24 protein-coding genes are annotated in these 21,061 nt (G+C 74.4%); 15 read left to right on the forward strand and 9 right to left on the reverse strand.

What is annotated here, in order from left to right:
- Positions 1-170: 170 nt before the first annotated feature.
- On the reverse strand, positions 171-593 hold the full coding sequence (locus B5Y66_RS19705; RefSeq protein WP_079576281.1) for a hypothetical protein: 423 nt from the start codon (positions 591-593) through the stop codon (positions 171-173).
- A 93-nt stretch (positions 594-686) separates the two neighbouring features.
- Between B5Y66_RS19705 and B5Y66_RS19710 the strand changes: the two genes are divergently transcribed.
- Entirely contained in the window at positions 687-1,235 is a 549-nt protein-coding gene (locus B5Y66_RS19710) for a Rieske (2Fe-2S) protein (RefSeq protein ID WP_079576282.1), read from the forward strand.
- A gap of 30 nt (positions 1,236-1,265) precedes the next feature.
- Here the strand turns inward: B5Y66_RS19710 and adhP are convergent, their stop codons facing one another.
- Positions 1,266-2,297, reverse strand: coding sequence for an alcohol dehydrogenase AdhP (gene adhP / locus B5Y66_RS19715; protein ID WP_217700858.1), 1,032 nt, complete (start codon positions 2,295-2,297; stop codon positions 1,266-1,268).
- A 208-nt stretch (positions 2,298-2,505) separates the two neighbouring features.
- Between adhP and B5Y66_RS19720 the strand changes: the two genes are divergently transcribed.
- The 6 genes from B5Y66_RS19720 to B5Y66_RS19745 all read left to right on the forward strand — a co-directional run bounded on the left by B5Y66_RS19720 (position 2,506) and on the right by B5Y66_RS19745 (position 7,303).
- A complete protein-coding gene (locus B5Y66_RS19720) occupies positions 2,506-3,720 on the forward strand; it encodes a histidinol-phosphate transaminase (protein ID WP_245807233.1) in 1,215 nt (404 codons plus the stop codon).
- Positions 3,720-4,322, forward strand: a complete 603-nt coding sequence (gene hisB / locus B5Y66_RS19725) for an imidazoleglycerol-phosphate dehydratase HisB (RefSeq protein ID WP_079576283.1) — start codon at positions 3,720-3,722, stop codon at positions 4,320-4,322. Before B5Y66_RS19720 ends, hisB begins: the two co-directional genes overlap by 1 nt.
- 4 nt (positions 4,323-4,326) lie before the next feature.
- Positions 4,327-4,863: a hypothetical protein gene (locus B5Y66_RS19730; RefSeq protein WP_079576284.1), complete on the forward strand. Its 537-nt coding sequence runs from the start codon at positions 4,327-4,329 to the stop codon at positions 4,861-4,863.
- Positions 4,864-4,872: 9 nt separating this feature from the next.
- A complete protein-coding gene (gene hisH, locus B5Y66_RS19735; RefSeq protein ID WP_079576285.1) occupies positions 4,873-5,673 on the forward strand; it encodes an imidazole glycerol phosphate synthase subunit HisH in 801 nt (266 codons plus the stop codon).
- 92 nt (positions 5,674-5,765) lie between these two features.
- The gene (gene priA, locus B5Y66_RS19740) at positions 5,766-6,497 is read left to right on the forward strand and encodes a bifunctional 1-(5-phosphoribosyl)-5-((5-phosphoribosylamino)methylideneamino)imidazole-4-carboxamide isomerase/phosphoribosylanthranilate isomerase PriA (protein ID WP_079576286.1); all 732 of its coding nucleotides are present in this window, start codon (positions 5,766-5,768) and stop codon (positions 6,495-6,497) included.
- A complete protein-coding gene (locus B5Y66_RS19745) occupies positions 6,494-7,303 on the forward strand; it encodes an SseB family protein (protein WP_245807234.1) in 810 nt (269 codons plus the stop codon). The genes priA and B5Y66_RS19745 overlap by 4 nt, the downstream gene beginning before the upstream one ends.
- 10 nt (positions 7,304-7,313) lie before the next feature.
- Here B5Y66_RS19745 and B5Y66_RS19750 read toward each other — a convergent pair whose 3' ends face one another.
- From B5Y66_RS19750 to B5Y66_RS19770, 5 genes are all read right to left on the reverse strand, one after another.
- Positions 7,314-8,105, reverse strand: coding sequence for a S1C family serine protease (locus B5Y66_RS19750; protein WP_079576287.1), 792 nt, complete (start codon positions 8,103-8,105; stop codon positions 7,314-7,316).
- On the reverse strand, positions 8,102-8,683 hold the full coding sequence (locus tag B5Y66_RS19755; RefSeq protein WP_079576288.1) for a hypothetical protein: 582 nt from the start codon (positions 8,681-8,683) through the stop codon (positions 8,102-8,104). The genes B5Y66_RS19750 and B5Y66_RS19755 overlap by 4 nt, the downstream gene beginning before the upstream one ends.
- Before the next feature lies 1 nt (position 8,684).
- Positions 8,685-9,062 carry a DUF1844 domain-containing protein gene (locus B5Y66_RS19760; RefSeq protein WP_079576373.1) on the reverse strand — a complete coding sequence of 126 codons (378 nt, stop codon included), beginning with the start codon at positions 9,060-9,062 and terminating at the stop codon, positions 8,685-8,687.
- A 102-nt stretch (positions 9,063-9,164) separates the two neighbouring features.
- Entirely contained in the window at positions 9,165-10,682 is a 1,518-nt protein-coding gene (locus tag B5Y66_RS19765; RefSeq protein ID WP_079576289.1) for a catalase, read from the reverse strand.
- Positions 10,683-10,714: 32 nt separating this feature from the next.
- The gene (locus B5Y66_RS19770; protein ID WP_079576290.1) at positions 10,715-11,173 is read right to left on the reverse strand and encodes a Fur family transcriptional regulator; all 459 of its coding nucleotides are present in this window, start codon (positions 11,171-11,173) and stop codon (positions 10,715-10,717) included.
- Between the two features lie 462 nt (positions 11,174-11,635).
- On the opposite strand from B5Y66_RS19770, the gene infC reads away from it, so the two are divergent.
- The 4 genes from infC (at position 11,636) to B5Y66_RS19790 (ending at position 14,284) form a co-directional block, all read left to right on the forward strand.
- Positions 11,636-12,595, forward strand: coding sequence for a translation initiation factor IF-3 (gene infC / locus B5Y66_RS19775; protein ID WP_245807247.1), 960 nt, complete (start codon positions 11,636-11,638; stop codon positions 12,593-12,595).
- Between the two features lie 105 nt (positions 12,596-12,700).
- Positions 12,701-12,895 carry a 50S ribosomal protein L35 gene (gene rpmI / locus B5Y66_RS19780; RefSeq protein ID WP_079576291.1) on the forward strand — a complete coding sequence of 65 codons (195 nt, stop codon included), beginning with the start codon at positions 12,701-12,703 and terminating at the stop codon, positions 12,893-12,895.
- Positions 12,896-12,980: 85 nt separating this feature from the next.
- Complete coding sequence (gene rplT / locus B5Y66_RS19785; RefSeq protein WP_079576292.1) at positions 12,981-13,364, forward strand: 50S ribosomal protein L20; 384 nt, start codon at positions 12,981-12,983, stop codon at positions 13,362-13,364.
- Positions 13,365-13,411: 47 nt separating this feature from the next.
- Entirely contained in the window at positions 13,412-14,284 is an 873-nt protein-coding gene (locus B5Y66_RS19790; RefSeq protein WP_079576293.1) for a TrmH family RNA methyltransferase, read from the forward strand.
- A 16-nt stretch (positions 14,285-14,300) separates the two neighbouring features.
- Here B5Y66_RS19790 and B5Y66_RS19795 read toward each other — a convergent pair whose 3' ends face one another.
- Complete coding sequence (locus B5Y66_RS19795; RefSeq protein WP_079576294.1) at positions 14,301-14,630, reverse strand: hypothetical protein; 330 nt, start codon at positions 14,628-14,630, stop codon at positions 14,301-14,303.
- Between the two features lie 84 nt (positions 14,631-14,714).
- On the opposite strand from B5Y66_RS19795, the gene B5Y66_RS19800 reads away from it, so the two are divergent.
- From B5Y66_RS19800 to B5Y66_RS19815, 4 genes are all read left to right on the forward strand, one after another.
- Positions 14,715-15,359, forward strand: coding sequence for a 2'-5' RNA ligase family protein (locus tag B5Y66_RS19800; RefSeq protein ID WP_079576295.1), 645 nt, complete (start codon positions 14,715-14,717; stop codon positions 15,357-15,359).
- 303 nt (positions 15,360-15,662) lie between these two features.
- Positions 15,663-16,736, forward strand: a complete 1,074-nt coding sequence (pheS, locus tag B5Y66_RS19805) for a phenylalanine--tRNA ligase subunit alpha (protein WP_079576296.1) — start codon at positions 15,663-15,665, stop codon at positions 16,734-16,736.
- Positions 16,736-19,348: a phenylalanine--tRNA ligase subunit beta gene (pheT, locus tag B5Y66_RS19810; RefSeq protein ID WP_079576297.1), complete on the forward strand. Its 2,613-nt coding sequence runs from the start codon at positions 16,736-16,738 to the stop codon at positions 19,346-19,348. The genes pheS and pheT overlap by 1 nt, the downstream gene beginning before the upstream one ends.
- Positions 19,341-20,225, forward strand: a complete 885-nt coding sequence (locus B5Y66_RS19815; RefSeq protein WP_079576298.1) for an SDR family NAD(P)-dependent oxidoreductase — start codon at positions 19,341-19,343, stop codon at positions 20,223-20,225. Before pheT ends, B5Y66_RS19815 begins: the two co-directional genes overlap by 8 nt.
- A 30-nt stretch (positions 20,226-20,255) precedes the next feature.
- Here the strand turns inward: B5Y66_RS19815 and B5Y66_RS19820 are convergent, their stop codons facing one another.
- A complete protein-coding gene (locus B5Y66_RS19820) occupies positions 20,256-21,041 on the reverse strand; it encodes an LLM class F420-dependent oxidoreductase (protein WP_079576299.1) in 786 nt (261 codons plus the stop codon).
- Between the last annotated feature and the right edge of the window lie 20 nt (positions 21,042-21,061).

Below are 21,061 nucleotides of genomic sequence, written 5' to 3' on the forward strand. Positions count from 1 at the left end.
GCGCCAGGTCGTCCGGCGGCGGGACGTCCTCGTCCGTCGGGTCGAACACGAGGTCGGCGTACGGGTCGTCGGGGTGGCTCACGTCCTCGATCGTAGGGGGCGCCGCCGACGGCCTCGACGGTCCCTCCACAGGACGGCGCGCCGCCGTCCGCCGAGCGGGCGGGTCGCCGTCAGCGCACGTACTCCCGTAGGAGCGCGACGGCCGACGCGACCACCGCGACCACCTCGGACGCCGCGGCGACGATCTCGTTCGTGCCGGCGAAGGTCTCGTTGACCCCGTAGAACCCGACCGTCGTCGACAGGACGAACGCGAGCAGCGTCGCGCCGCCGAAGCCGATCCCGCCGACCAGCGGCAGCCAGTGCCGCCACACCACGAGCAGCACGGCCAGCACCAGGCCCGCCACGGCGTTCAGGAGGAAGAGGGGGCCGACGACGGCAATCGTGTCGTAGCCGTCGAGATAGAGGACGACGTGGACCACCGCCGAGACGAGCACGGCGGCCGCGGCCACCAGACGCCACGCGCGCGCGACCGGCGGTCGGTCCGGGGTGGTGGGCCGTGGCTGCGGTGGCACGGCGCCCTGTGGCGAGTCCATGATGTTGATGCTCCCACTCCTCGGGCGCGTCGTCATGGAGAGGCACGCCGGCGGCGGTGGCCGTCCGGGGTCCCGACCGTCCCGGAGGCCCGCATGCGCAGCACCACGACCGTGACCCCCGCACCGTCCACGACCGGCCCGGCGACAGGTGCCGTGGCCGATCCCGTGGTCGACCCCCGTGCCGCCGGCGCCGAGGTCGCCGGGTGTGCCTGCGGGCCCACGAGGCGTCAGCTGCTGCGCGGCACCGGCGCCGCGGCCGGTGCGCTCGCGGGCGTGGGCGCCCTCGCCGCCTGCTCCGGGCAGACGCCGTCGCCGCAGGAGGCCGCGGAGTCCGTGAGCTCGGCCGAGGCGGGCACGGTCGTCGTGGCGCTCGCGGACGTGCCGGTGGGCGGCGCCGTGGCGGCGAAGATCGGCGGGCAGGACGTGCTCGTGACCCAGCCGACGGAGGGCGAGGTGCACGCGTTCAGCGCGATCTGCACCCACGAGGGGTGCGCCGTCACGCCCGGCGAGGGAGAGCTGGTGTGCCCCTGCCATCAGTCGCGGTACGCGCTCACCGACGCCGCGGTGCTGGGCGGGCCCGCCCCCGCACCGCTCCCCGCGATCGACGTCGAGGTCTCGGGCCAGGACGTGGTCGTGACCTGAGCGGGATGCGGGCGGGCCCGAGCCGTGAGGTCAGCCCCGCATGTCCATGACGACGCGTCCGTCGATCCTGCCGTGCTCCATCTCGTCGAAGATGGCGTTGATGTCGCTCAGCGGGCGCACGGTGTAGGTCGGGTCGATCTTGCCGCGGGCGAAGAAGTCCAGCGCCTCGGCCATGTCCTTGCGCGTGCCGACGATCGAGCCGCGCACGGTGAGGCCGAACAGGACCGTCGTGAAGATGTCCAGCGGGAACTTCTCCGGCGGCAGGCCCACGAGCGACACCGTGCCGCCGCGGCGCAGCGCGCCGACGGCCTGGGGGAAGGCGTGCGCGTTGACGGCGGTGACCAGGGCGCCGTGCACGCCGCCCCCCGTCTTCTCCTGGAGCTCGGCTGCGGCGTCCGCGGACGCCGCCGCGTTGACCGTGACCTCGGCGCCGTGCCTGCGGGCCAGCTCGAGCTTGGCGTCGTCGACGTCGACCGCCGCGACGCGGCGACCCATGGCCACGGCGTACTGGACGGCGATGTGGCCGAGGCCGCCGATGCCGGAGATCAGCACCCACTCGCCGGGCTTCGTGTCGGTGACCTTGAGGCCCTTGTAGACCGTGACCCCGGCGCAGAGGATCGGCCCGACGGCGGCGGGCTCGACGCCCTCGGGGACGACCGGCGCGTACCGCGAGTCCACGAGCATGTACTGGCCGAACGAGCCGTCGACCGAGTAGCCGCCGTTCTTCTGGTTCGGGCAGAGGGTCTCCCACCCGGTCTCGCAGTACTCGCACTCGCCGCAGGCGCTCCACAGCCAGGCGTTGCCGACCGTGTCGCCGACCTGCACCCGGGTGACCTGGTCGCCGACGGCGACCACGTGACCGATGCCCTCGTGCCCGGGCACGAACGGCGGGGTCGGCTTGACCGGCCAGTCGCCGTGCGCGGCGTGCAGGTCGGTGTGGCACACGCCGGTGAAGTCGACCTTGACGAGGGCTTCGTGGGGGCCGGGGGCGGGGATCTCGAGGTCACGGATCTCGAGCGGCGAGGTGAACGAGGTGACGACGGCGGCCTGCATGGTGCTCATGGACCTGACTCCTTCACGGGCCGGGGCGAGGTCTCCCGCCCCTGGGGCTGCTCCGCGCTGACGTCTCCACGCTAGGCACGCGTCGTCTGCGGCGCAGCGCCGTCGTCCGGAATGTCTTGTGAACTTCTTCACAAGACGAGAAGAGCCTGCCCGTCCGGGCGTCGGACGGGCCGCCTCGGCCACCTCGGGCGTTCCGTAGACTGGCGCGGTGACCACCCCTCTGTCCGCCCCCGCACCCGCGGGCGGGGTCGACGGCGCGCGGCTGCCGCTGCGCCCGGAGCTCGCCGACGAGGCGCCCTACGGCGCCCCGCAGCTCGACGTCCCCGTGCTGCTCAACGTGAACGAGAACCCGTACGCGCCGCCCGAGTCCGTCGTCGCGACGATCGCCCGGTACGTGGCGGACGCGGCGCGGGGTCTCAACCGCTACCCGGACCGCGACTTCGCGGCCCTGCGCGGCGACCTGGCGGACTACCTGGCGCTCGAGTCCGGCGTGCGTCTCGCGCCCGAGCAGGTCTGGGCCGCCAACGGGTCCAACGAGGTCATGCTGCACCTGCTGCAGGCGTTCGGCGGCCCCGGCCGCACGGCGGTGTCGTTCGCGCCGACCTACTCGATGTACCCCGAGTATGCCCGGGACACCCACACCCGCTGGGTCACCGGCCGCCGGGAGACCGACTTCACCCTCGACGTCGACCACGCGGTCGCGACGATCGAGGAGGTCCGGCCGTCGGTGGTCCTGCTGGCCAGCCCCAACAACCCGACCGGCACCGCGCTCCCGCTCGCGACGGTGGAGGCGATCCTCGACGCGGCGGCGCGCATCCAGGTGCCCGACGCGCCGGAGCACGACGGCCGCCGCGCGGGCGCCGTCGTCGTGGTCGACGAGGCCTACGCCGAGTTCCGCCGCCCCGGCACGCCCTCGGCCCTCGAGCTGCTCGGCGCGCACCCGCACCTGGCGGTGTCGCGCACGATGTCGAAGGCCTTCGCCGCGGCCGGGCTGCGGCTCGGCTACCTGGCGGCGTCGACGGCGCTCGTCGACGCGCTGCGCGTCGTCCGGCTGCCCTACCACCTGTCTGCCGTCACGCAGGCGGCCGCGCGCGGCGCCCTGGCGCACCACGACGAGCTGCGCGCCCAGGTGCGCGACCTGCGCGACGAGCGCGACGCGCTGGTCGCGTGGCTGCGTGAGCAGCGGGTGGGCGGCCGCCCGCTCCAGGTCGCGGACTCCGACGCGAACTTCGTGCTGTTCGGCACCTTCGGTGACCGGCACGCCGTCTGGCAGGGCCTGCTCGACCGTGGCGTCCTCATCCGCGAGACCGGGCCCGACGGGTGGCTCCGCGTCTCCGTCGGCACGCCCGCAGAGAACGCCGCGTTCCGCGCTGCGCTCACCGAGGTCGTCGCCGCCGCGCCGACCACCGAGAAGGAGGACTGATGCAGCACCGCACGGCCCGCGTGGAGCGCACGACGAGCGAGTCCAGCGTCGTCGTCGAGCTCGACCTCGACGGCACCGGGCGCACGGAGGTCTCGACCACCGTGCCGTTCTACGACCACATGCTCACGGCGCTCGGCAAGCACTCCCTGATCGACCTCACCGTGCGCGCCACGGGGGACACCCACATCGACGCCCACCACACCGTCGAGGACGTCGCCATCGTGCTCGGCGAGGCCCTGCGTGAGGCGCTCGGCGACAAGCGCGGCATCTCCCGCTACGGCGACGCCACGGTGCCGCTCGACGAGGCGCTGGCGCTCGCGGTCGTCGACCTCTCCGGTCGCCCGTACCTGGTGCACTCGGGCGAGCCGGAGGGCCAGGAGTACCACCTCATCGGGGGCCACTTCACCGGGTCGCTCACGCGGCACGTGCTCGAGTCGATCGCCCACCACGCCGGCATCTGCCTGCACGTGCGCGTCCTCGCCGGGCGCGACCCGCACCACATCGTCGAAGCCCAGTTCAAGGCGCTGGCCCGTGCGCTGCGCGCCGCTGTCGCCCCCGACCCGCGCGTCGAGGGCGTCCCGTCCACGAAGGGTGCGCTGTAGCCGCATGACCACCGATCCCGACCAGCACCCGGACCTGCCTGACGAGCTGCCCGAGGGGTTCGAGGTCCCTGACGACCTGTCGGGCCTCGACGGCACCCGCAAGGACCCCGACCTGGCGGTCCTCGTCACCCAGATCGCGGGGGCGGAGCCGCTCGCCGCCGCCTGCGCGCTCGCCGAGCTCGACGTCGACGCCGCCCCCACGCCCGTGGGCGCGGTCGCCGTCCTGCGCGACACGAGCGACGACGCCCCCGACCACGCCGCCGCGGCCGTCTCGAAGCTCGTCGCGGGCGTGCCGCTGGTGCTCGTGACGCGCTGGGGCGAGCAGCTCACGTGCGTGCGGTACGCCGACGGCGAGGCCGAGGGCGAGCTCCCGCCCGGCCTCGTGCTGGGTGGCGCGCCCGAGGCGCTCGAAGACCTCGTCACCGGGCAGATCACCGTGGCCGACCTGCCCGGCGTCGTGGCGTCCGGGAGCATCGGCCGGTTCAAGGCGATGCGGATGCTGACCGGCGCCGCCCGCAAGGCCCGCAAGAAGCAGCAGTAGGGGAGACGCATGCCGGACACGCCTCGCGAGGCCGACCAGGCTGACCAGCCCGACCTCGCCGCTGTGCAGGCGGCCGCGGGGATCTCCCCGCTGCTGCCGCACGGCGGCGCCGCAGCCGACCTGAACCCCACGCCTGTCGCGCCCGCGACCGGCGGCCGCCGGCGCGTGGTGGTGCTCGACTACGGCTTCGGCAACGTCCGCTCGGCCGTGCGCGCGCTCGAGCGCGTGGGCGCCGACGTCGAGCTCACCGCCGACCTGGCGCGGGCCGTCGAGGCCGAAGGGCTCGTGGTCCCGGGCGTCGGCGCGTTCGCCGCCTGCATGACCGGGCTCCGCGCCGTGCGCGGCGACCAGGTGATCGACCGTCGGCTCGCCGGCGGCCGTCCCGTGCTCGGCATCTGCGTCGGCATGCAGGTCATGTTCGACGCCGGCGTGGAGCACGGCGAGCGCGCCGAGGGGCTGGGGGAGTGGCCCGGCGTCGTCGAGCGGCTCGAGGCCCCGGTGGTGCCGCACATGGGCTGGTCGCCCGTGGAGGTGCCCGACGGCTCCCGCCTGTTCGCGGGCGTGGAGCGCGAGCGCTTCTACTTCGTGCACTCGTACGCGGCGCAGGAGTTCACCCAGGGGCACGACGGCGACGCCGACCCCCGGTACACGCCGCCGCTGGTCACCTGGGCACGGCACGGCGCGCCGGGCTCCCAGGCCCGGTTCGTGGCCGCCGTCGAGAGCGGGCCGCTGGCCGCCACGCAGTTCCACCCCGAGAAGTCCGGCGACGCGGGCGCCACCCTGCTGGAGAACTGGGTCCGCTCGCTCTGACACCCCCCGGTGGTCGAGCCCGTCGAGGCCACCGTCGCCGAACCCTGGTGGTCGCGAAAGGCTCGACCACCGCTGAGACTGGAGACATCCTCATGACCGACCGCCTCGTGCTGCTCCCTGCCGTCGACGTCGCCGACGGCCAGGCCGTCCGCCTCGTCCAGGGGGAGGCCGGCTCCGAGACGTCCTACGGCGACCCGCTGGCGGCCGCCCGCGACTGGCAGGCCGGCGGCGCCGAGTGGATCCACCTCGTGGACCTCGACGCGGCGTTCGGGCGCGGCTCGAACGCCGACCTGCTGGCGCAGGTCGTGGCCGAGCTGGACGTGCAGGTGGAGCTGTCGGGCGGGATCCGCGACGACGCGTCGCTCGAACGCGCCCTGGCCACGGGGGCGCGCCGCGTCAACATCGGCACGGCGGCTCTCGAGGACCCGGAGTGGACGGCCCGCGTCATCGCGGAGCACGGCGACGCGGTCGCCGTCGGGCTCGACGTGCGCGGCACCACCCTCGCCGCACGCGGCTGGACCAAGGAGGGTGGCGACCTCTGGGAGGTGCTCGCCCGCCTGGACGCCGCCGGCTGCACGCGGTACGTCGTCACGGACGTCACCAAGGACGGCACGCTGCGCGGCCCGAACGTCGACCTGCTGCGCGAGGTCGCGTCCCGGACTCCCGCGAAGGTGGTCGCCTCGGGCGGCATCTCCTCGCTCGCCGACCTGGAGGCGCTGCGCGCCCTGGTCCCGGACGGCGTCGAGGGCGCCGTCGTCGGCAAGGCGCTGTACGCGGGGGCGTTCACGCTGCCCGAGGCACTCGACGTGGCGGGCCGGCCGTGACCAGCGCGGACGAGAGGGGGGCCGGCGAGGAGCGTGCGCTGCCCGGCCACCTGAAGTCGATCCAGCCCACGTCGCAGTTCGCCGGCGACGACGGCACGGCCGACCCGGAGCTCGCCGGGCTGCTGCGCGCGCACGCCGACGGCACGGGGCCGCTGCGTGACGTGGTGCGCCGCCTGGCGGCGACCCGCGTGCTCGTGCCGGTGCTCGCCGAGCTCGCCGTCGCCGACGTCGTGGAGCACGACGGCCCGTCGGGCACGCAGGAGCTGCACGTCGACAAGGAGGCCGCTGCCGGCGTGGTGGCGATCGAGGCCCCCGACGGTCGCCGGGCGCTGCCCGTCTTCACCTCGGTCGACGCGATGCGCGCCTGGCGTGCCGACGCCCGTCCCGTCCCGGTCGAGGCGTCCCGCGCCGCCCTGTCGGCGGTGAGCGAGGACTGGTCGCTCCTGGTCGTCGACCCGGCCGGGCCGGCCACCGCCCTCGTGCCCCGGCCGGCGGTGTGGGCGCTCGCCCAGGGCGAGGAGTGGCGCCCGGCGCTCGTCCCGGCGGGGCCGGACGGCGTCGTGGAGGTCGACCAGGAGGTCGCCTCCGCGGTCGCGGACGCGGCCGCCCCCGTGCAGCACGTGGTGCGCGCGCACGCCGCGCCCGGCCGCCGCGCCGAGGTCGCCGTCGTGCTGGCCCTGGACCCGGGGCTGGACCGAGCCGGCCTGGACCGCGTGCTCGCGCAGGTGAACGCCCGCCTCGGTGCGTCGTCCGTGATCTCGGGCCGGGTGGACTCCCTCGAGCTGCGGGTCGGCGCCGCGCGCTGAGCCCGGTGGCCTAGTCCGTGGGTGACCCGGAGGGCTGCGCGCACGGGGGCAGCGCCCGGAACCCGTCGGCGTCGTCCAGCACCCGCTCGAGCGTGGAGAGCGGCACCAGCAGGGACCGGTCGTCCGCGGTCTTGGCGTAGACGACCCCGATCACCCGGCCCTGCGCGTCGAGGGCCGCGGACCCCGACGACCCCGGCTCGACCTGGGCGTCGGTGAGGAGCACCTCGCCCAGGTTCTCGTGCAGCGGGTCGGTGGTCGGGCCGATGACCTCGCCCGCGGTGATGGTCAGCTCGCCGCCCTCGGGGTACCCCACCACCGTCACCTCGTCCCCGGGCCGGGGGTCGGCGTCCGCGAGGGTCGGATGGCTGGGCAGCGGGTCCGTCGTGCGCACCAGCGCCAGGTCGGCCAGCGACGCGCTCCCCGCCGCCGAGACCGCGAGGTCCCGCCCGTCGTACGTGCTGACCTCCAGCGTCGCCGAGTCGGCGACCACGTGACGGTTGGTGACGAGCGTGTGCTCGTCCACGGCGAAGCCGGACCCGGTGGAGAGCCCGTCGCAGCCCACGTTGCGGATCCGCACGGCCATGCGCTGGACGGCGTCGAAACCGTCGGGGGAGAGGGCCTCCGCACCGTCCGGCGAGCGTGGCGCCGCCGAGGGCACGGCGCGCGTCGGCACGACGTCTCCCGGTACCGACGGCGGCAGCGAGGGGAGCACCCCGCAGCCCGCGAGGGCCACGGCCAGGAGGACGACCGGCACCGGGCGCAGCGGCCGTGCGGAGGCCCGGGCGCCGCCCGGCCTGCTCACTGCTCGAGCTCCTTCTGCAGCTGGTCGTTCGCCTTCGACGCCTGCCGGCACAGGGTCTCGACGTCGGAGGCGAACCGTTCGACGTCGTCCGCGTCGTAGGAGCCGCGGTCCCCGAGGTACGTGATGAGCTGCGACTGCGCGTCGACGCAGTCGCCGAGCGCCGTGGTCACGACGCCCGCGGCCTCGCTCACCCGCCGCTGGTAGTCGAGGTACTGCTGCGACGCGACGTTCTCGTCCCCGAGCTGCGCCTTCTCGTTGGCGAGGTCCGAGATGCGCGCGGTCGCGGTGGCGAGCTGCTCCCGGGCCGCCACCAGCTCCGCGTCCGTGGCGTCGAGCTCGGCGTCGAGGGAAGCCACCCGGTCGGCGTACCCGCGGGCCTCGGACTCCCAGGCGGCGCTGTGCTCCTGCCAGCGCGTCGTCGTCAGCCACAGGTAGGTGCCGACGCCCAGCGACCCGGCAAGCAGCACCGCCAGGACGACCACCGCCGTGCGCCGCCCGCGGCGCCGTGGGAGCGGGCCGCCGCCCGGCGGCGACGGCGGGTGGTCCGGGGGCGGCGGCCAGGCCGACTGGGCGGACATGTCAGACGACGGAGCCCGTGAACTTCTCGCCCGGGCCATCGCCGGGCGCGTCCGGGACGACGGAGGCCTCGCGGAACGCGAGCTGCAGGGAGCGCAGGCCGTCGCGCAGGGAGCGGGCGTGCTGGTTGCCGATGTCCGGGGCGCTTGTCGTGACGAGCGCGGCGAGGGCCGTGATCAGCTTCCGGGCCTCGTCGAGGTCCAGGTGCCCCTGGGCGTCCGCGTCCTCCGCGAGCCCGCACTTCACGGCGGCGGCGCTCATGAGGTGCACGGCTGCGGCGGTGATGACCTCGACCGCGGCGACGTCGGCGATGTCACGGGTCGCGTCGTCGGCGGGGTCGGTCGCAGGGGAGGTGGAGGTGGCGTCGGGCGAGGTGCTCATGGGGTCCATCTTCGCATCGGGAAAGGGGGGCGAGGACGGCCGAGGCCGGGTCCCGTGCGGGGCCCGGCCTCGGCGTGCGGTGCGTCCGCGTGCGCCGCCGCGTCAGATCCCGACGGGCTCGACGTCGGGGCCGGAGCCGCCGGCGGCCGGCGACGGGACGTGGCCCGCGGAGACCTCGGCCCGCAGCTTGGCGCCGAGCTCGGCGTCGACGTTCGTCCAGTACTGGAAGAACCGCTCACGGATCTCGTCGATCGTGATCGCGAGGCCCTGGCCGGTGAGCGTCTCGAGGAACCGCGCCTTGGCGGCGTCGTCGAAGACCTCGCGGTACAGGGTGCCGGCCTGGCCGAAGTCGTCGTCCTCGGCGTGCAGGGACTGCGCCGTGCGGACGAGCTCGCCGTCCGACTCCCAGGCGGACTCGACGCCGCGCGTCGCGTCGGCCACGGGGCCGCCCTGGGCGCCGAAGGAGTTCGGCGTGTAGACGCGGTGCTCCGGGCCGTTGAACTGGTACTGCATGTTGCCCTGGTGCATGTAGTTCGCGACCGGGGCGGCGTGCGGCTGGTTCACCGGCAGCTGGTTGTAGTTGGTGCCGATGCGGTACCGCTGCGCGTCCGGGTAGGAGAAGACGCGCGCCATGAGCATCTTGTCGGGGGAGATGCCGGTGCCGGGCACCTGGTTGCCCGGCGAGAACGCGGCCTGCTCGATCTCGGCGAAGAAGTTCTTCGGGTTCCGGTTCAGCGTGAATGTGCCGACCTTGATCAGCGGGTAGTCCGCGTGCGGCCAGACCTTCGTCATGTCGAACGGGTTGAAGCGGTAGGTCTTCGCGTCCTCGTACGGCATGACCTGGACCTTGACGTCCCACGAGGGGTGCTCGCCGCGCTCGATGGCCTCGTACAGGTCGCGGCGGTAGTAGTCCGCGTCCTCGCCCGCGATCCGCTCGGCGTCCTCCGAGGACATGTTCTCCACGCCCTGCTGCGAGATGAAGTGGTACTGCACCCAGAAGCGCTCGCCCTCGGCGTTGATCCACTGGTAGGTGTGCGAGCCGTAGCCGTTGAGGTGCCGCCACGACTTCGACAGGCCACGGTCACCCATGACGTAGGTGACCTGGTGGGCCGACTCGGGGGAGAGGGTCCAGAAGTCCCACTGCATGTCGGCGTCGCGCAGGGCCGAGGCGCCGAGGCGCTTCTGCGAGTGGATGAAGTCGGGGAACTTCATGGCGTCGCGCAGGAAGAACACCGGGGTGTTGTTGCCGACGATGTCGAGGTTGCCCTCGGAGGTGTAGAAGCGCAGCGAGAAGCCGCGCACGTCGCGCCACGTGTCGGGGGAGCCCTGCTCGCCCGCGACCGAGGAGAAGCGGAGCAACGTCTCGCTCGTGGCGCCCTTCTGGAAGACGGCCGCGCGGGTGTACTGCGAGACGTCCTCGGTGACGACCAGCTCGCCGAAGGCGCCGCCGCCCTTGGCGTGCGGGTTGCGCTCGGGCACGCGCTCCCGGTTGAAGGAGGCGAGCTTCTCGACCAGGTAGCGGTCGTGCAGGACGGTGGGCCCGTCCGCACCCACGGTGAGGGACTGTGCGTCGCTCGCGACCGGGGTGCCGGTCTGCGTCGTCGTGAACGGCGTCGTCATGGGGATGACGTCCTTTCTCAGGGGGTTCCAGGTCAGAGGGTCGTGCTCAAAGGCCCGGCTGCCGGGACGGGGTCGACAGCACAGGTGGGGCACAGGCCCCAGAAGGTGACCTCGGCGAGGTCGACGGCGAAGCCGTGGGACGCGCTGGGGGTCAGGCACGGTGCGTGCCCCACGGTGCAGTCGACGTCGGCGACGGCTCCGCACGAGCGGCAGACCACGTGGTGGTGGTTGTCGCCGGTGCGGCGCTCGTACCGCGCGGGATGCCCGGCTGGTTCCATGCGGCGCAGGAGCCCGGCCGAGGTGAGCGCGTGCAGGCAGTCGTAGACGGCCTGCACGGACACCGAGCCGAGGTCGGCGCGCACGGCTCGCACGACGTCGTCGGCGGTGGCGTGCGGGTGCTCGGAGAGCGCGCGGAGGACGGCGAGCCGGGAACTGGTGACGCGCAGGCCACGTTCCCTCAGCGACGTCCCGTCCGTGCTCGCCGTGGTCATGGCGGCGACCCTGCCACACATTCTGGAATGATTCCAGCAAAGCGAACCCGGTCAGGCGTGGCTCGGCGGGCCCCGCGACGGCGCCGGGAGGCGCTCGTCACAGGGTGCGACCGCGGGGTGATCTGCGTGCTAGCCTTGATCGCTGACCGACCCGGGTCATCACGCACGACGCTCCGCAGGAGCATTCGTCGTCGGCCTGGGTGCATCAAGTGGATCTCATCCCACCCGAGCACCGACGACCGCCTGTGGGCGGCGACTGGAGCCGGGTCCCGGTCGGGCGTCCCTCGTGGGCGCCCGCCTCGGTCGTCGGAGCCCCGCGCTCCGGCGTCGGTAGATGGCCTCCACCTGTGCTCAGGTCGGGGGCCTTTCCCGTCCCTGACGGTCTACCGACGAGTTCCTAGGAGCATCACCATCAGCGAGCCTCGCATCAACGATCGGATCCGCGTCCCCGAGGTCCGACTCATCGGCCCGGGCGGGGAGCAGGTCGGCGTGGTCGCCACGGGAGTCGCCCTGAAGCTTGCCCAGGACGCCGACCTCGACCTCGTCGAGGTGGCCCCGGACGCCCGTCCGCCCGTCGCCAAGCTCATGGACTTCGGCAAGTTCAAGTACGAGTCGGACATGAAGGCGCGCGAGGCGCGGCGCAACCAGGCGAACACGGTCCTCAAGGAGATCCGGTTCCGCCTGAAGATCGACCCCCACGACTACGGCACCAAGAAGGGCCACGTCGTGCGCTTCCTGGAGGCCGGCGACAAGGTCAAGGTCATGATCATGTTCCGCGGCCGTGAGCAGTCGCGCCCCGAGATGGGCGTGCGCCTGCTGCAGCGGCTCGCGGAGGATGTCGCGGACCTCGGCTTCGTCGAGTCGATGCCGAAGCAGGACGGCCGCAACATGACCATGGTGCTCGGCCCGGTGAAGAAGAAGGCCGACGCCAAGGTCGAGCAGCGCAAGCGGTCCAGCGAGATCGACGCGCAGCGCAAGACCAAGTCCGAGGTCAAGGCCGAGGCCCGCGCCCAGTCCACGACCGCGCAGTCGGTGGACGAGGCCCCGGCGGACGTCCAGGAGGCGCTGGTCCCCGAGGCCGAGCAGCCGGCACCTGCCGCGCCGCCCGCGGAGCCGGAGGCGGCCGTGGTGCCGCCTGAGGCGCCGGCAGAGCCTGCCGCCGCCCCGGTGGAGCCCGCGACGGCCGAGCCCGCAGCCGCGGCCCCGGCGAAGCCCGCGACGGCTGCGCCGGCCAAGCAGGCCGCCGCGCCGAGGCCCGCGTCCTCGACAAAGCCCGCCGCCGCGACAAAGCCCGCCGCCGCGCCGAAGCCTGCGTCCTCGGCGAAGCCTGCCGCCGCGACGCCGAGGCCCGCGACGCCGAAGCCCGGCACCCCGCGGCCGTCGGCACCGCGTCCGAAGCCGAGCCCCCGCGCGGGGCACTAAGGCCGCGCCGTACACGACCATCTGGCACCGGGCCGCTCGTCGGCCCCGGTCCGCACCACGTCCCCGCCACCCGGCGGGTGACCGACACGAGGAGAGACGGCAGTCATGCCGAAGAACAAGACGCACTCCGGCGCCAAGAAGCGTTTCCGGGTCACCGGCAGCGGCAAGATCATGCGTGAGCAGACGAACGCTCGTCACTACCTCGAGCACAAGTCCAGCCGCCGCACTCGTCGTCTGGCCCAGGACCAGGTGGTCTCGGCCGCCGACGTCAAGACCATCAAGAAGCTGCTCGGCAAGTGAGCCCTCGGCGGCCACCCGCTCCCGGTGACACCGAGGAGCACGGCCGCCGGGTCCACTTCCGACCCGATACTGCAAGGAGCATCACGTGGCACGCGTGAAGCGGGCGGTCAACGCCCACAAGAAGCGCCGTACGACCCTCGAGCGCGCCAGCGGCTACCGCGGCCAGCGTTCGCGCCTGTACCGGAAGGCGAAGGAGCAGGTCACCCACTCCCTCGTCTACTCGTACCGCGACCGCAAGGCGAAGAAGGGCGACTTCCGCAAGCTGTGGATCCAGCGCATCAACGCTGCGTCCCGCGCGCAGGGGCTGACCTACAACCGCCTCATCCAGGGCCTCAAGGCTGCCGGTGTGGAGGTCGACCGCCGCATGCTCGCCGAGCTCGCGGTCAACGACGTGGCGGCGTTCAACGCGCTCGTCCAGGTCGCCAAGGACGCGCTGCCGGCCGACGTCAACGCGCCGAAGGCCGCCTGAGCCACCCCGCTCAGCACCACGGACGCCCGGACACCCCCGACCTGTCGATGCCCCGCATCCCCGACGTGACGCTCGCCAACCCGCGAGCGGACCGGGTCAAGCAGGTCAGGGCGCTGTCCGGGCGTCCTGCGCGTTCCCGGCACGAACAGTTCCTCGTCGAGGGTCCGCAGGGCGTGCGCGAGGCGGTCCGCCACGCGACCGACGACGTCCGGGACGTCTACCTCACACCGGCCGCGGCCGAGCGCTACGACGAGATCCTGCACGACGCCCTCGAGTCCGGCCTGCACGTGCACGTCGGTACCCCCGAGGTGCTGGAAGCGATGAGTCCCGACGCCCAGGGCGTCCTGGCCGTCGTCCGCGCCGGGTCGACCGGCCTCGACGAGGCCGTGGCGACCCTGGAACAGGCGAGGTCCGCCGTCGGGCGCCCGCTGCTCGTCACGGTGCTCGCCGCCGTGCGCGACCCCGGGAACGCGGGCACGGTGATCCGTGCGTCGGACGCCGCAGGGGCCGACCTGGTGGTCCTCGCGGGCCACAGCGTCGACCCGCACAACCCCAAGGTCGTGCGCTCCACCGCCGGCTCGCTCTTCCACGTCCCGGTCGTCACCGGGGCGTCGCTGGCCGACGCCGTGGCCGTCCTCCGGTCGGCCGGCTGCGTCGTCCTCGCCGCGGACGGCGCGGGCACCCACGACCTCGACGACCTGCTCGACGTCGCGGGCGCTGCCCCGCGCGAGCCTGATCAGCCCGATCTGGCCGGCTCGACGGCATGGGTCTTCGGCAACGAGGCATGGGGTCTGCCCGAGGCCGACCGTGCCCTCGCCGACGCCGTCGTGCGCGTGCCGATCCGCGGCCAGGCCGAGTCTCTGAACCTCGCCACCGCCGCCACGGTGTGTCTCTACGCCAGCGGACGCGCACAGCGCTGAGCCCACGGCTCGCGCCTCACGAGGCCGCAGCCCGCTCGTCGCCCCGGCGGCCGAACGCCCCCGGGCCGGCGTGGAACAGGCCGATCGCCAGGACGCCGAGCGACCCGGCGGCCCACGCCGACACGGGATGCTGCCCTGCCGGGGACCAGACGAGCCACAGCGGCGTCGTGCTCAGGGCGAACCAGCCGGCCACCAGGTTCGGCACCGGGCCGCTGCCCAGAGCCGACGGGTAGCGCCGCCGCGTGGTGCCGCGGACCAGGTGCGGGACGCCGTCCCCGCCCCAGACGCCGTCGAGGAAGCTGAGGACGTTCGTGGTCAGCATCGTGGTCAGCATCGTGGTCAGCACGGGGCGCCTCTCGGTGGCGGACGTCGGTGGCGGCCGGTCTTCCGTCGCGCGAACCGCGCCGCGAGGGCGTGGCACGATGCCGGGATGCGTCTCTTCACGGCCGTGTACCCCTCCGGGGAGGCGGCCCGTCACCTGGAGCTCGCCCTGGCAGGGGTCGGTGGGCCGTTCCTCGCGGACCCGGGCCGGGGCCTGCGGTGGGTGCCGCCGGGGCAGCGGCACGTGACGCTCGTCTTCCACGGCGAGGTGCCGGACGGTGCTGTGCCGGACTACGTCGACGCGCTGAGGGACGCCCTGGCCGACGTGCCGCCGTTCGAGCTGGCCCTGAGCGGCGGCGGCACGTTCGGGGGGCGCACCCTCTGGGTGGGCGTCGCCGGGTCCGTCGACGACCTGCGGCGCGCCGGGGAGCTCGCGCAGGACGCCGCCGTCGGCGCCTCGGGTCTGCCCGCCTCGGACCGCACGTCGGGGCGGCCGCACCTCACCGTCGCGCGTGCGACCGTCCGGGCCGCGGAGGGGCGGCGGCGGGTGGACGGCGCGCGCGGCGGCACGAGCGGGCGCGAGGCCGAGACGTCGCCGCTGGTGCCCTGGGCGCGAGCGCTCGTCGTGTACCGGGGGCCGTCGTGGCGGGTGGACGCCGTGCACGTCGTCGCGTCCCGGCTCGGGGAAGGGCGGTCGGGAGGGCCGCTGCACGAGGACGTCGCCGTCGTCGCGCTGGGCGGAGGGGTCGCCTAGCGGTCGGCCGGGCGAGGCGTGCTGGACGCAGCGGGGTCCGCTCGTCGGCGAAGGTCGAGGCGATCTGCGGGTACGCGGTCGCCTGAGCCGCGGTCACAACGTCCGCGCCACGCCTCCCGTGCCATCATGGGAGGCGTGACACGCCGCGACCGCCGATTTACCGGGCCCGCCACGGGCCCGGCCCCGGCTGCCTCCGCGCGCTGAGCGCGCGGCACCGCGGACGCCGACCTGACCGGCCCGGGCGGGCACATAAACTGACCCCGCCGCCACACCCCTCGCAGGGCCCCTCTCAGGAAGGCACGCATGTCCACGCCCGCACCCACCCCAGACCTCGGCCCCGACCCGCTGGACGTCGCAGCGCTCGACGCAGCCGTCGACGAGGCCCTCGCCGCGGTCGCCGCCGCGGACGACCTCGACGAGCTCAAGGCCGTCCGCACCGCGCAGACCGGCGACAAGAGCCCGCTCGCGCTCGCCAACCGCGCCATCGGCGCCCTGCCCGGGCCCGACAAGGCCGCCGCGGGCAAGAACGTCGGCCCGCGCCGCGGTCGCGTGAACCAGGCGATCGCGGCCCGCCAGGCAGAGCTCGAGGCGGAGCGGGACAAGCGCGTCCTCGTGGAGGAGGCGGTCGACGTCACGCTGCCGACCGACCGCCGGCCCGTCGGGGCGCGGCACCCCATCGAGCTGGTGCAGGAGCGGATCGCGGACTTCTTCGTCGGGCTCGGCTGGGAGATCGCCGACGGCCCGGAGGTGGAGGCGGAGTGGTTCAACTTCGACGCGCTGAACTTCGACCAGGACCACCCGGCGCGGCAGATGCAGGACACGTTCTACGTCGCGGGTGACGGGGACAAGGCGTCGAACCTGGTGCTGCGCACGCACACCTCCCCGGTGCAGTCGCGCTCGCTGCTCGAGCGGGGGGTGCCGCTGTACGTCGCGTGCCCCGGCAAGGTCTTCCGCACCGACGCGCTCGACGCCACCCACACCCCGGTGTTCCACCAGGTCGAGGGCATCGCGATCGACAAGGGTCTGACGATGGCGAACCTCGTCGGCACCCTCGACGCCTTCGCGCGTGCCATGTTCGGCCCCGAGGCGCGCACGCGGCTGCGCCCGAGCTTCTTCCCCTTCACGGAGCCCAGCGCCGAGATGGACCTGTGGTTCCCGCAGAAGAAGGGCGGGGCCGGCTGGATCGAGTGGGGCGGCTGCGGCATGGTCAACCCGAACGTGCTGCGCGCGGCCGGGATCGACCCCGAGGAGTACCAGGGGTTCGCCTTCGGGATGGGCATCGAGCGCACGCTCATGCTGCGCCACACGATCGCGGACATGCACGACATCGTGGAGGGCGACGTGCGCTTCTCCACCCAGTTCGGGACGGAGATCTGATGCCTCGCATCGTCACTGACTGGCTCGGCGAGCACGTCGAGCTGCCGGCGGACCTCACCGCGGAGCAGCTCGCGGCAGCGCTGGTGAAGGTCGGCCTGGAGGAGGAGGAGATCCACCCCGCCGCCGTCACCGGCCCGCTCGTCGTCGGGCGCGTGCTCTCGCAGACGCCGGAGCCGCAGAAGAACGGCAAGACCATCAACTGGTGCCTGGTCGACGTCGGCCCGGAGCACAACGCCACGCAGATCAAGGGCGTCGACGACGCCGACGTCCCCGCGGGCGGCGCGCGCGGCGTCGTCTGCGGCGCGCACAACTTCGGCGTGGGGGACCTCGTCGTCGTGTCGCTGCCCGGCACGGTGCTGCCGGGCGGCTTCGCCATCGCGGCGCGCAAGACGTACGGCCACGTGTCGGACGGCATGATCTGCTCGGTGCGCGAGCTCGGCATCGGCGAGGACCACGACGGTATCCTCGTGCTGACCCGCGCCGGCTTCGACGCCGCCGACCTCACGCCCGGCCAGGACGCGGTCGCCCTGCTCGGCCTCGGCGACGAGGTCCTCGAGATCAACGTGACCCCCGACCGCGGGTACGCGTTCAGCTACCGCGGGGTGGCGCGCGAGTACGCCCACTCGACGGGCGCGCGCTTCACCGACCGGGGGCTCGCCGCGAACCTCGTGACGCCCCCGCCCCCCGCGACGGCCGACGGGTTCGCCGTCGAGGTCGACGACGCGGCGCCGATCCATGGGCAGGTGGGCTGCGACCGGTTCGTCACGCGCGTGGTGCGCGGCATCGACCCGGCGGCGCCCACCCCGCCGTGGATGAAGCGCCGCCTCGAGGGCTCGGGCATGCGCACCATCTCCCTGGCCGTCGACGTCACCAACTACGTCATGCTCGACCTCGGGCAGCCGCTGCACGCCTACGACCTGGACCAGGTCGCGGCGCCGATCGTCGTCCGGCGAGCGGCCCCGGGGGAGCGGCTGACCACGCTCGACGACGCCGACCGCGCGCTGGACGGGGAGGACCTGCTGATCACCGACTCGCTCGCCGGCGGGCGTGGATCGCGGGTGCTGGGCCTGGCCGGCGTCATGGGTGGTGCCTCCTCCGAGGTCAGCCCCACGACGACCGACGTCCTGGTCGAGGCGGCCCACTTCGACCCGATCACCGTGGCCCGCACGGCCCGCCGGCACCGGCTGCCGTCCGAGGCGGCCAAGCGGTTCGAGCGCGGCGTGGACCCGCTCCTGCCCGCCGTCGCGGCGCAGCGCGTGGTCGACCTGCTCGTCGAGCTCGGCGGCGGCACGGCCGACCCGGCCGTGGGCGACCTGGACGCCACCACACCGCCCCAGGCGGTGCACCTGGACGTCACCCTGCCGACGCGGCTGTCCGGCGTCGACTACGACCGGGCGACCGTGACCAGGACTCTCGAGCAGATCGGCTGCACCGTCACCGACGCGGTGCCCGGCGCCGCCATGGACGCCGTCCGTGTGACGCCGCCGTCGTGGCGCCCCGACCTCACCGAGCCGGCCGCGCTGGTCGAGGAGGTCGTGCGGATCGAGGGTTACGACCAGATCCCCTCGGTGCTCCCCGCCGCACCCGGCGGCCGCGGGCTCACGACCGAGCAGCGGGCCCGCCGGTCGGTGGCGCGCTCGCTCGCCGAGGCGGGGCTCGTCGAGGTCCTGTCCTACCCGTTCGTCGGTCAGGCCGACCTGGACGCGCTCGGGCTGCCCGAGGACGACGTGCGCCGCACGACGCTCCGCCTGGCGAACCCGCTGGCGGACGACCGGCCGTTCCTGCGTGCCGACCTGCTCTCGACGCTGCTCGAGACCGCGCGCCGGAACGTGTCGCGCGGGCTTCCCGACGTCGCGGTCTTCGAGATCGGGCTGGTCACGCGGCCGACGCCGGGCACGCCGGCGCCGCCGCAGCTGCCGGTCGGCGTGCGGCCGTCGGACGAGGACCTGGCGGCCCTGGTCGCCGCCGTGCCCGACCAGCCTCGGCACGTCGCCGGCGTGCTGACCGGCCGGGCCGTGCCCGCCGGCTGGTGGGGAGGCGGTCGCTCGGCGGACTGGGCGGACGCCCTCGACGCCGCCCGCCTCGTCGCCGCGCGCACCGGCGCCGTGGTCACGGTCGCGGCCGACGCGGGGACGATGCCGTGGCACCCGGGCCGCTGCGCGGCGCTGACGCTGCCCGACGGCACCGTCGCCGGGCACGCGGGCGAGCTGCACCCCAAGGTGGTCGAGGCCCTGGGCCTGCCCGCCCGGGCTGCGGCGTTCGAGCTCGACCTCGGCGCGCTGATCGCGGCCGGCGGCGACGAGCCGGTGGCTGCCGGCCCGGTGTCGGCGTTCCCGGCGGCGAAGGAGGACTTCGCGTTCGTCGTCGACGACGCCGTGCCTGCCGCGGACGTGCGCGCCGCCGTCGTGGCGGGCGCCGGCCCGCTGCTGGAGGACGCGCGGCTGTTCGACGTGTTCACCGGTGACCAGGTGGGGGAGGGCAAGAAGTCCCTCGCCTACTCGGTGCGGCTGCGCGCCGCCGACCGCACCCTCACCGCGGACGACGTGCGCGCCGTCCGCGAGGGCGTCGTCGCGTCGGCCGCCGAATGCGTGGGAGCCGTGCTGCGTGGCTGACTCGTCCCGGCCGGTCGAGCCTGTCGAGACCACGCCGCCCCCGGCCCGCACCGCGCTGGTCACCGGCGCGAGCCGCGGCATCGGCCGTGAGGTCGCGCTCGGGCTGGCGAGGGCCGGTCTCGACGTCGCGCTCGTCGCGCGGGATGCCGGTCGGCTGGCCGAGGTCGCGCGCGAGGTGCGCGACCTCGGCCGGTCGGCCCTCGAGCTGCCGGCCGACGTGACCGACACCGCCGCGGTGGGCGCCGCCGTGCACGCGGCCGAGGCGTCCCGGTCCGACGGGGGCCTCGGGTCGGTGGACCTGCTCGTCAACAACGCGGGCCGCATCGACGCCGAGGTGCCGCTGTGGGAGGCGGACCCCGACGAGTGGTGGTCGGTGCTGGAGACCAACGTGCGCGGCCCGTTCCTGCTCGCCCGGCACGTGGTGCCCGGCATGCTGGCCCGTGGCGGCGGTCGCGTCGTCGACCTTGCCTCGGGCGCGAGCACGCACGAGATGGTCGCGTCGAGCGCCTACAACGCGAGCAAGACGGCACTGCTGCGTCTCGGCGCGGGCTTGCACGCGGCGGGGCACGCGCGCGGGCTGCGGGTCTTCGAGCTCTCGCCCGGGACGGTCGCTACCGAGATGACCGCCGGAATGCCGATGCACGCCGAGCGCACCGAGTGGACGCCGGTCGAGCGCACGGTGGACATGGTCGTCGCGATCGCGAGCGGCGACCTGGACGCCTGCTCGGGGTGGTACCTGCGGGTCACGCACGACACCCCGGCGTCCCTGCGCGCTCTCGTCGCGACGGCGGAGGGGCGCCGGGGCATGGCACGGCACCTGCGGGTGCTGCCCGCGGCCGCGGGCGACCCGCTGGGCCCGGACCTCACCGGTCGATGACCGGCGGCCCGGGCGGCCCCGGGAAGCGGATCAGCGGCGCTCGTCGCGCCAGCGCACCCACTGCTCGACGAGCGTCAGGTCGTAGTCGGGCCCGCTCGTGCCGATCGTGAACAGGGTGGCGCCGGCGTCGAGCAGCTTGTCCCCGACCTCCTCGGGCGGGGCGCCCACGCCGACCGACCGCTCCACGAGGGCCGCGGTGTCGCGCCCGACGGCCGCGCCGTGCTCGTCGAGGATCGCGGACTTGCGCGTCAGGGTGTCGACGTCGCCGAAGGAGTGCCAGACGTCGGCGTGCTCGGCCACGAGGCGCAGCGTCTTCTTCTCGCCGCCGCCGCCGATCAGCACGGGGATCTCCCGGGTCGGCGCGGGGTTGCCGGCCGCGAGCCGGGCCTTGATGCGGGGGAGCGCCTCGCCGAGGTCGGCGATCCGCGAGCCCGCCGTGCCGAACTCGTAGCCGAACTGCTCGTAGTCCTTGGCGAACCAGCCGGCGCCGATGCCGAGGATCAGGCGGCCGCCGCTGATGTGGTCGACCGTGCGTGCCATGTCCGCGAGCAGGTCGGGGTTGCGGTAGGAGTTGCAGCTGACCAGGGCGCCGATCTGGACGCGCTCCGTCTGCTCGGCCCAGGCGCCGAGCATGGTCCAGCACTCGTAGTGCTTGCCGTCGGGGTCGCCGGACAGCGGGAAGAAGTGGTCCCAGTTGAAGAGGACGTCGACCCCGGCGTCCTCGGCGCGCCGGACGGCGTCGCGCATCTGGGCGTAGTCGGCGTGCTGAGGCTGGAGCTGGACCCCGATGCGGATCGGGTGGGTGGTGTCGGTCACGCGCCGAGCCTACGACCGTC

Source organism: Krasilnikoviella flava, assembly GCF_900167525.1.
GTDB lineage: Bacteria > Actinomycetota > Actinomycetes > Actinomycetales > Cellulomonadaceae > Isoptericola > Isoptericola flavus.

What these genes read in the sequence shown, in the direction of transcription:
- B5Y66_RS19705 (WP_079576281.1), bottom strand. Translation starts at nt 593, where the DNA reads ATGGACTCGCCACAGGGCGCCGTGCCACCGCAGCCACGGCCCACCACC.
- B5Y66_RS19710 (WP_079576282.1), top strand. Translation starts at nt 687, where the DNA reads ATGCGCAGCACCACGACCGTGACCCCCGCACCGTCCACGACCGGCCCG.
- adhP (WP_217700858.1), bottom strand. Translation starts at nt 2,297, where the DNA reads ATGAGCACCATGCAGGCCGCCGTCGTCACCTCGTTCACCTCGCCGCTC.
- hisB (WP_079576283.1), top strand. Translation starts at nt 3,720, where the DNA reads ATGCAGCACCGCACGGCCCGCGTGGAGCGCACGACGAGCGAGTCCAGC.
- B5Y66_RS19730 (WP_079576284.1), top strand. Translation starts at nt 4,327, where the DNA reads ATGACCACCGATCCCGACCAGCACCCGGACCTGCCTGACGAGCTGCCC.
- hisH (WP_079576285.1), top strand. Translation starts at nt 4,873, where the DNA reads ATGCCGGACACGCCTCGCGAGGCCGACCAGGCTGACCAGCCCGACCTC.
- priA (WP_079576286.1), top strand. Translation starts at nt 5,766, where the DNA reads ATGACCGACCGCCTCGTGCTGCTCCCTGCCGTCGACGTCGCCGACGGC.
- B5Y66_RS19755 (WP_079576288.1), bottom strand. Translation starts at nt 8,683, where the DNA reads ATGTCCGCCCAGTCGGCCTGGCCGCCGCCCCCGGACCACCCGCCGTCG.
- B5Y66_RS19760 (WP_079576373.1), bottom strand. Translation starts at nt 9,062, where the DNA reads ATGAGCACCTCGCCCGACGCCACCTCCACCTCCCCTGCGACCGACCCC.
- B5Y66_RS19765 (WP_079576289.1), bottom strand. Translation starts at nt 10,682, where the DNA reads ATGACGACGCCGTTCACGACGACGCAGACCGGCACCCCGGTCGCGAGC.
- B5Y66_RS19770 (WP_079576290.1), bottom strand. Translation starts at nt 11,173, where the DNA reads ATGACCACGGCGAGCACGGACGGGACGTCGCTGAGGGAACGTGGCCTG.
- rpmI (WP_079576291.1), top strand. Translation starts at nt 12,701, where the DNA reads ATGCCGAAGAACAAGACGCACTCCGGCGCCAAGAAGCGTTTCCGGGTC.
- B5Y66_RS19790 (WP_079576293.1), top strand. Translation starts at nt 13,412, where the DNA reads ATGCCCCGCATCCCCGACGTGACGCTCGCCAACCCGCGAGCGGACCGG.
- B5Y66_RS19800 (WP_079576295.1), top strand. Translation starts at nt 14,715, where the DNA reads ATGCGTCTCTTCACGGCCGTGTACCCCTCCGGGGAGGCGGCCCGTCAC.
- pheS (WP_079576296.1), top strand. Translation starts at nt 15,663, where the DNA reads ATGTCCACGCCCGCACCCACCCCAGACCTCGGCCCCGACCCGCTGGAC.
- pheT (WP_079576297.1), top strand. Translation starts at nt 16,736, where the DNA reads ATGCCTCGCATCGTCACTGACTGGCTCGGCGAGCACGTCGAGCTGCCG.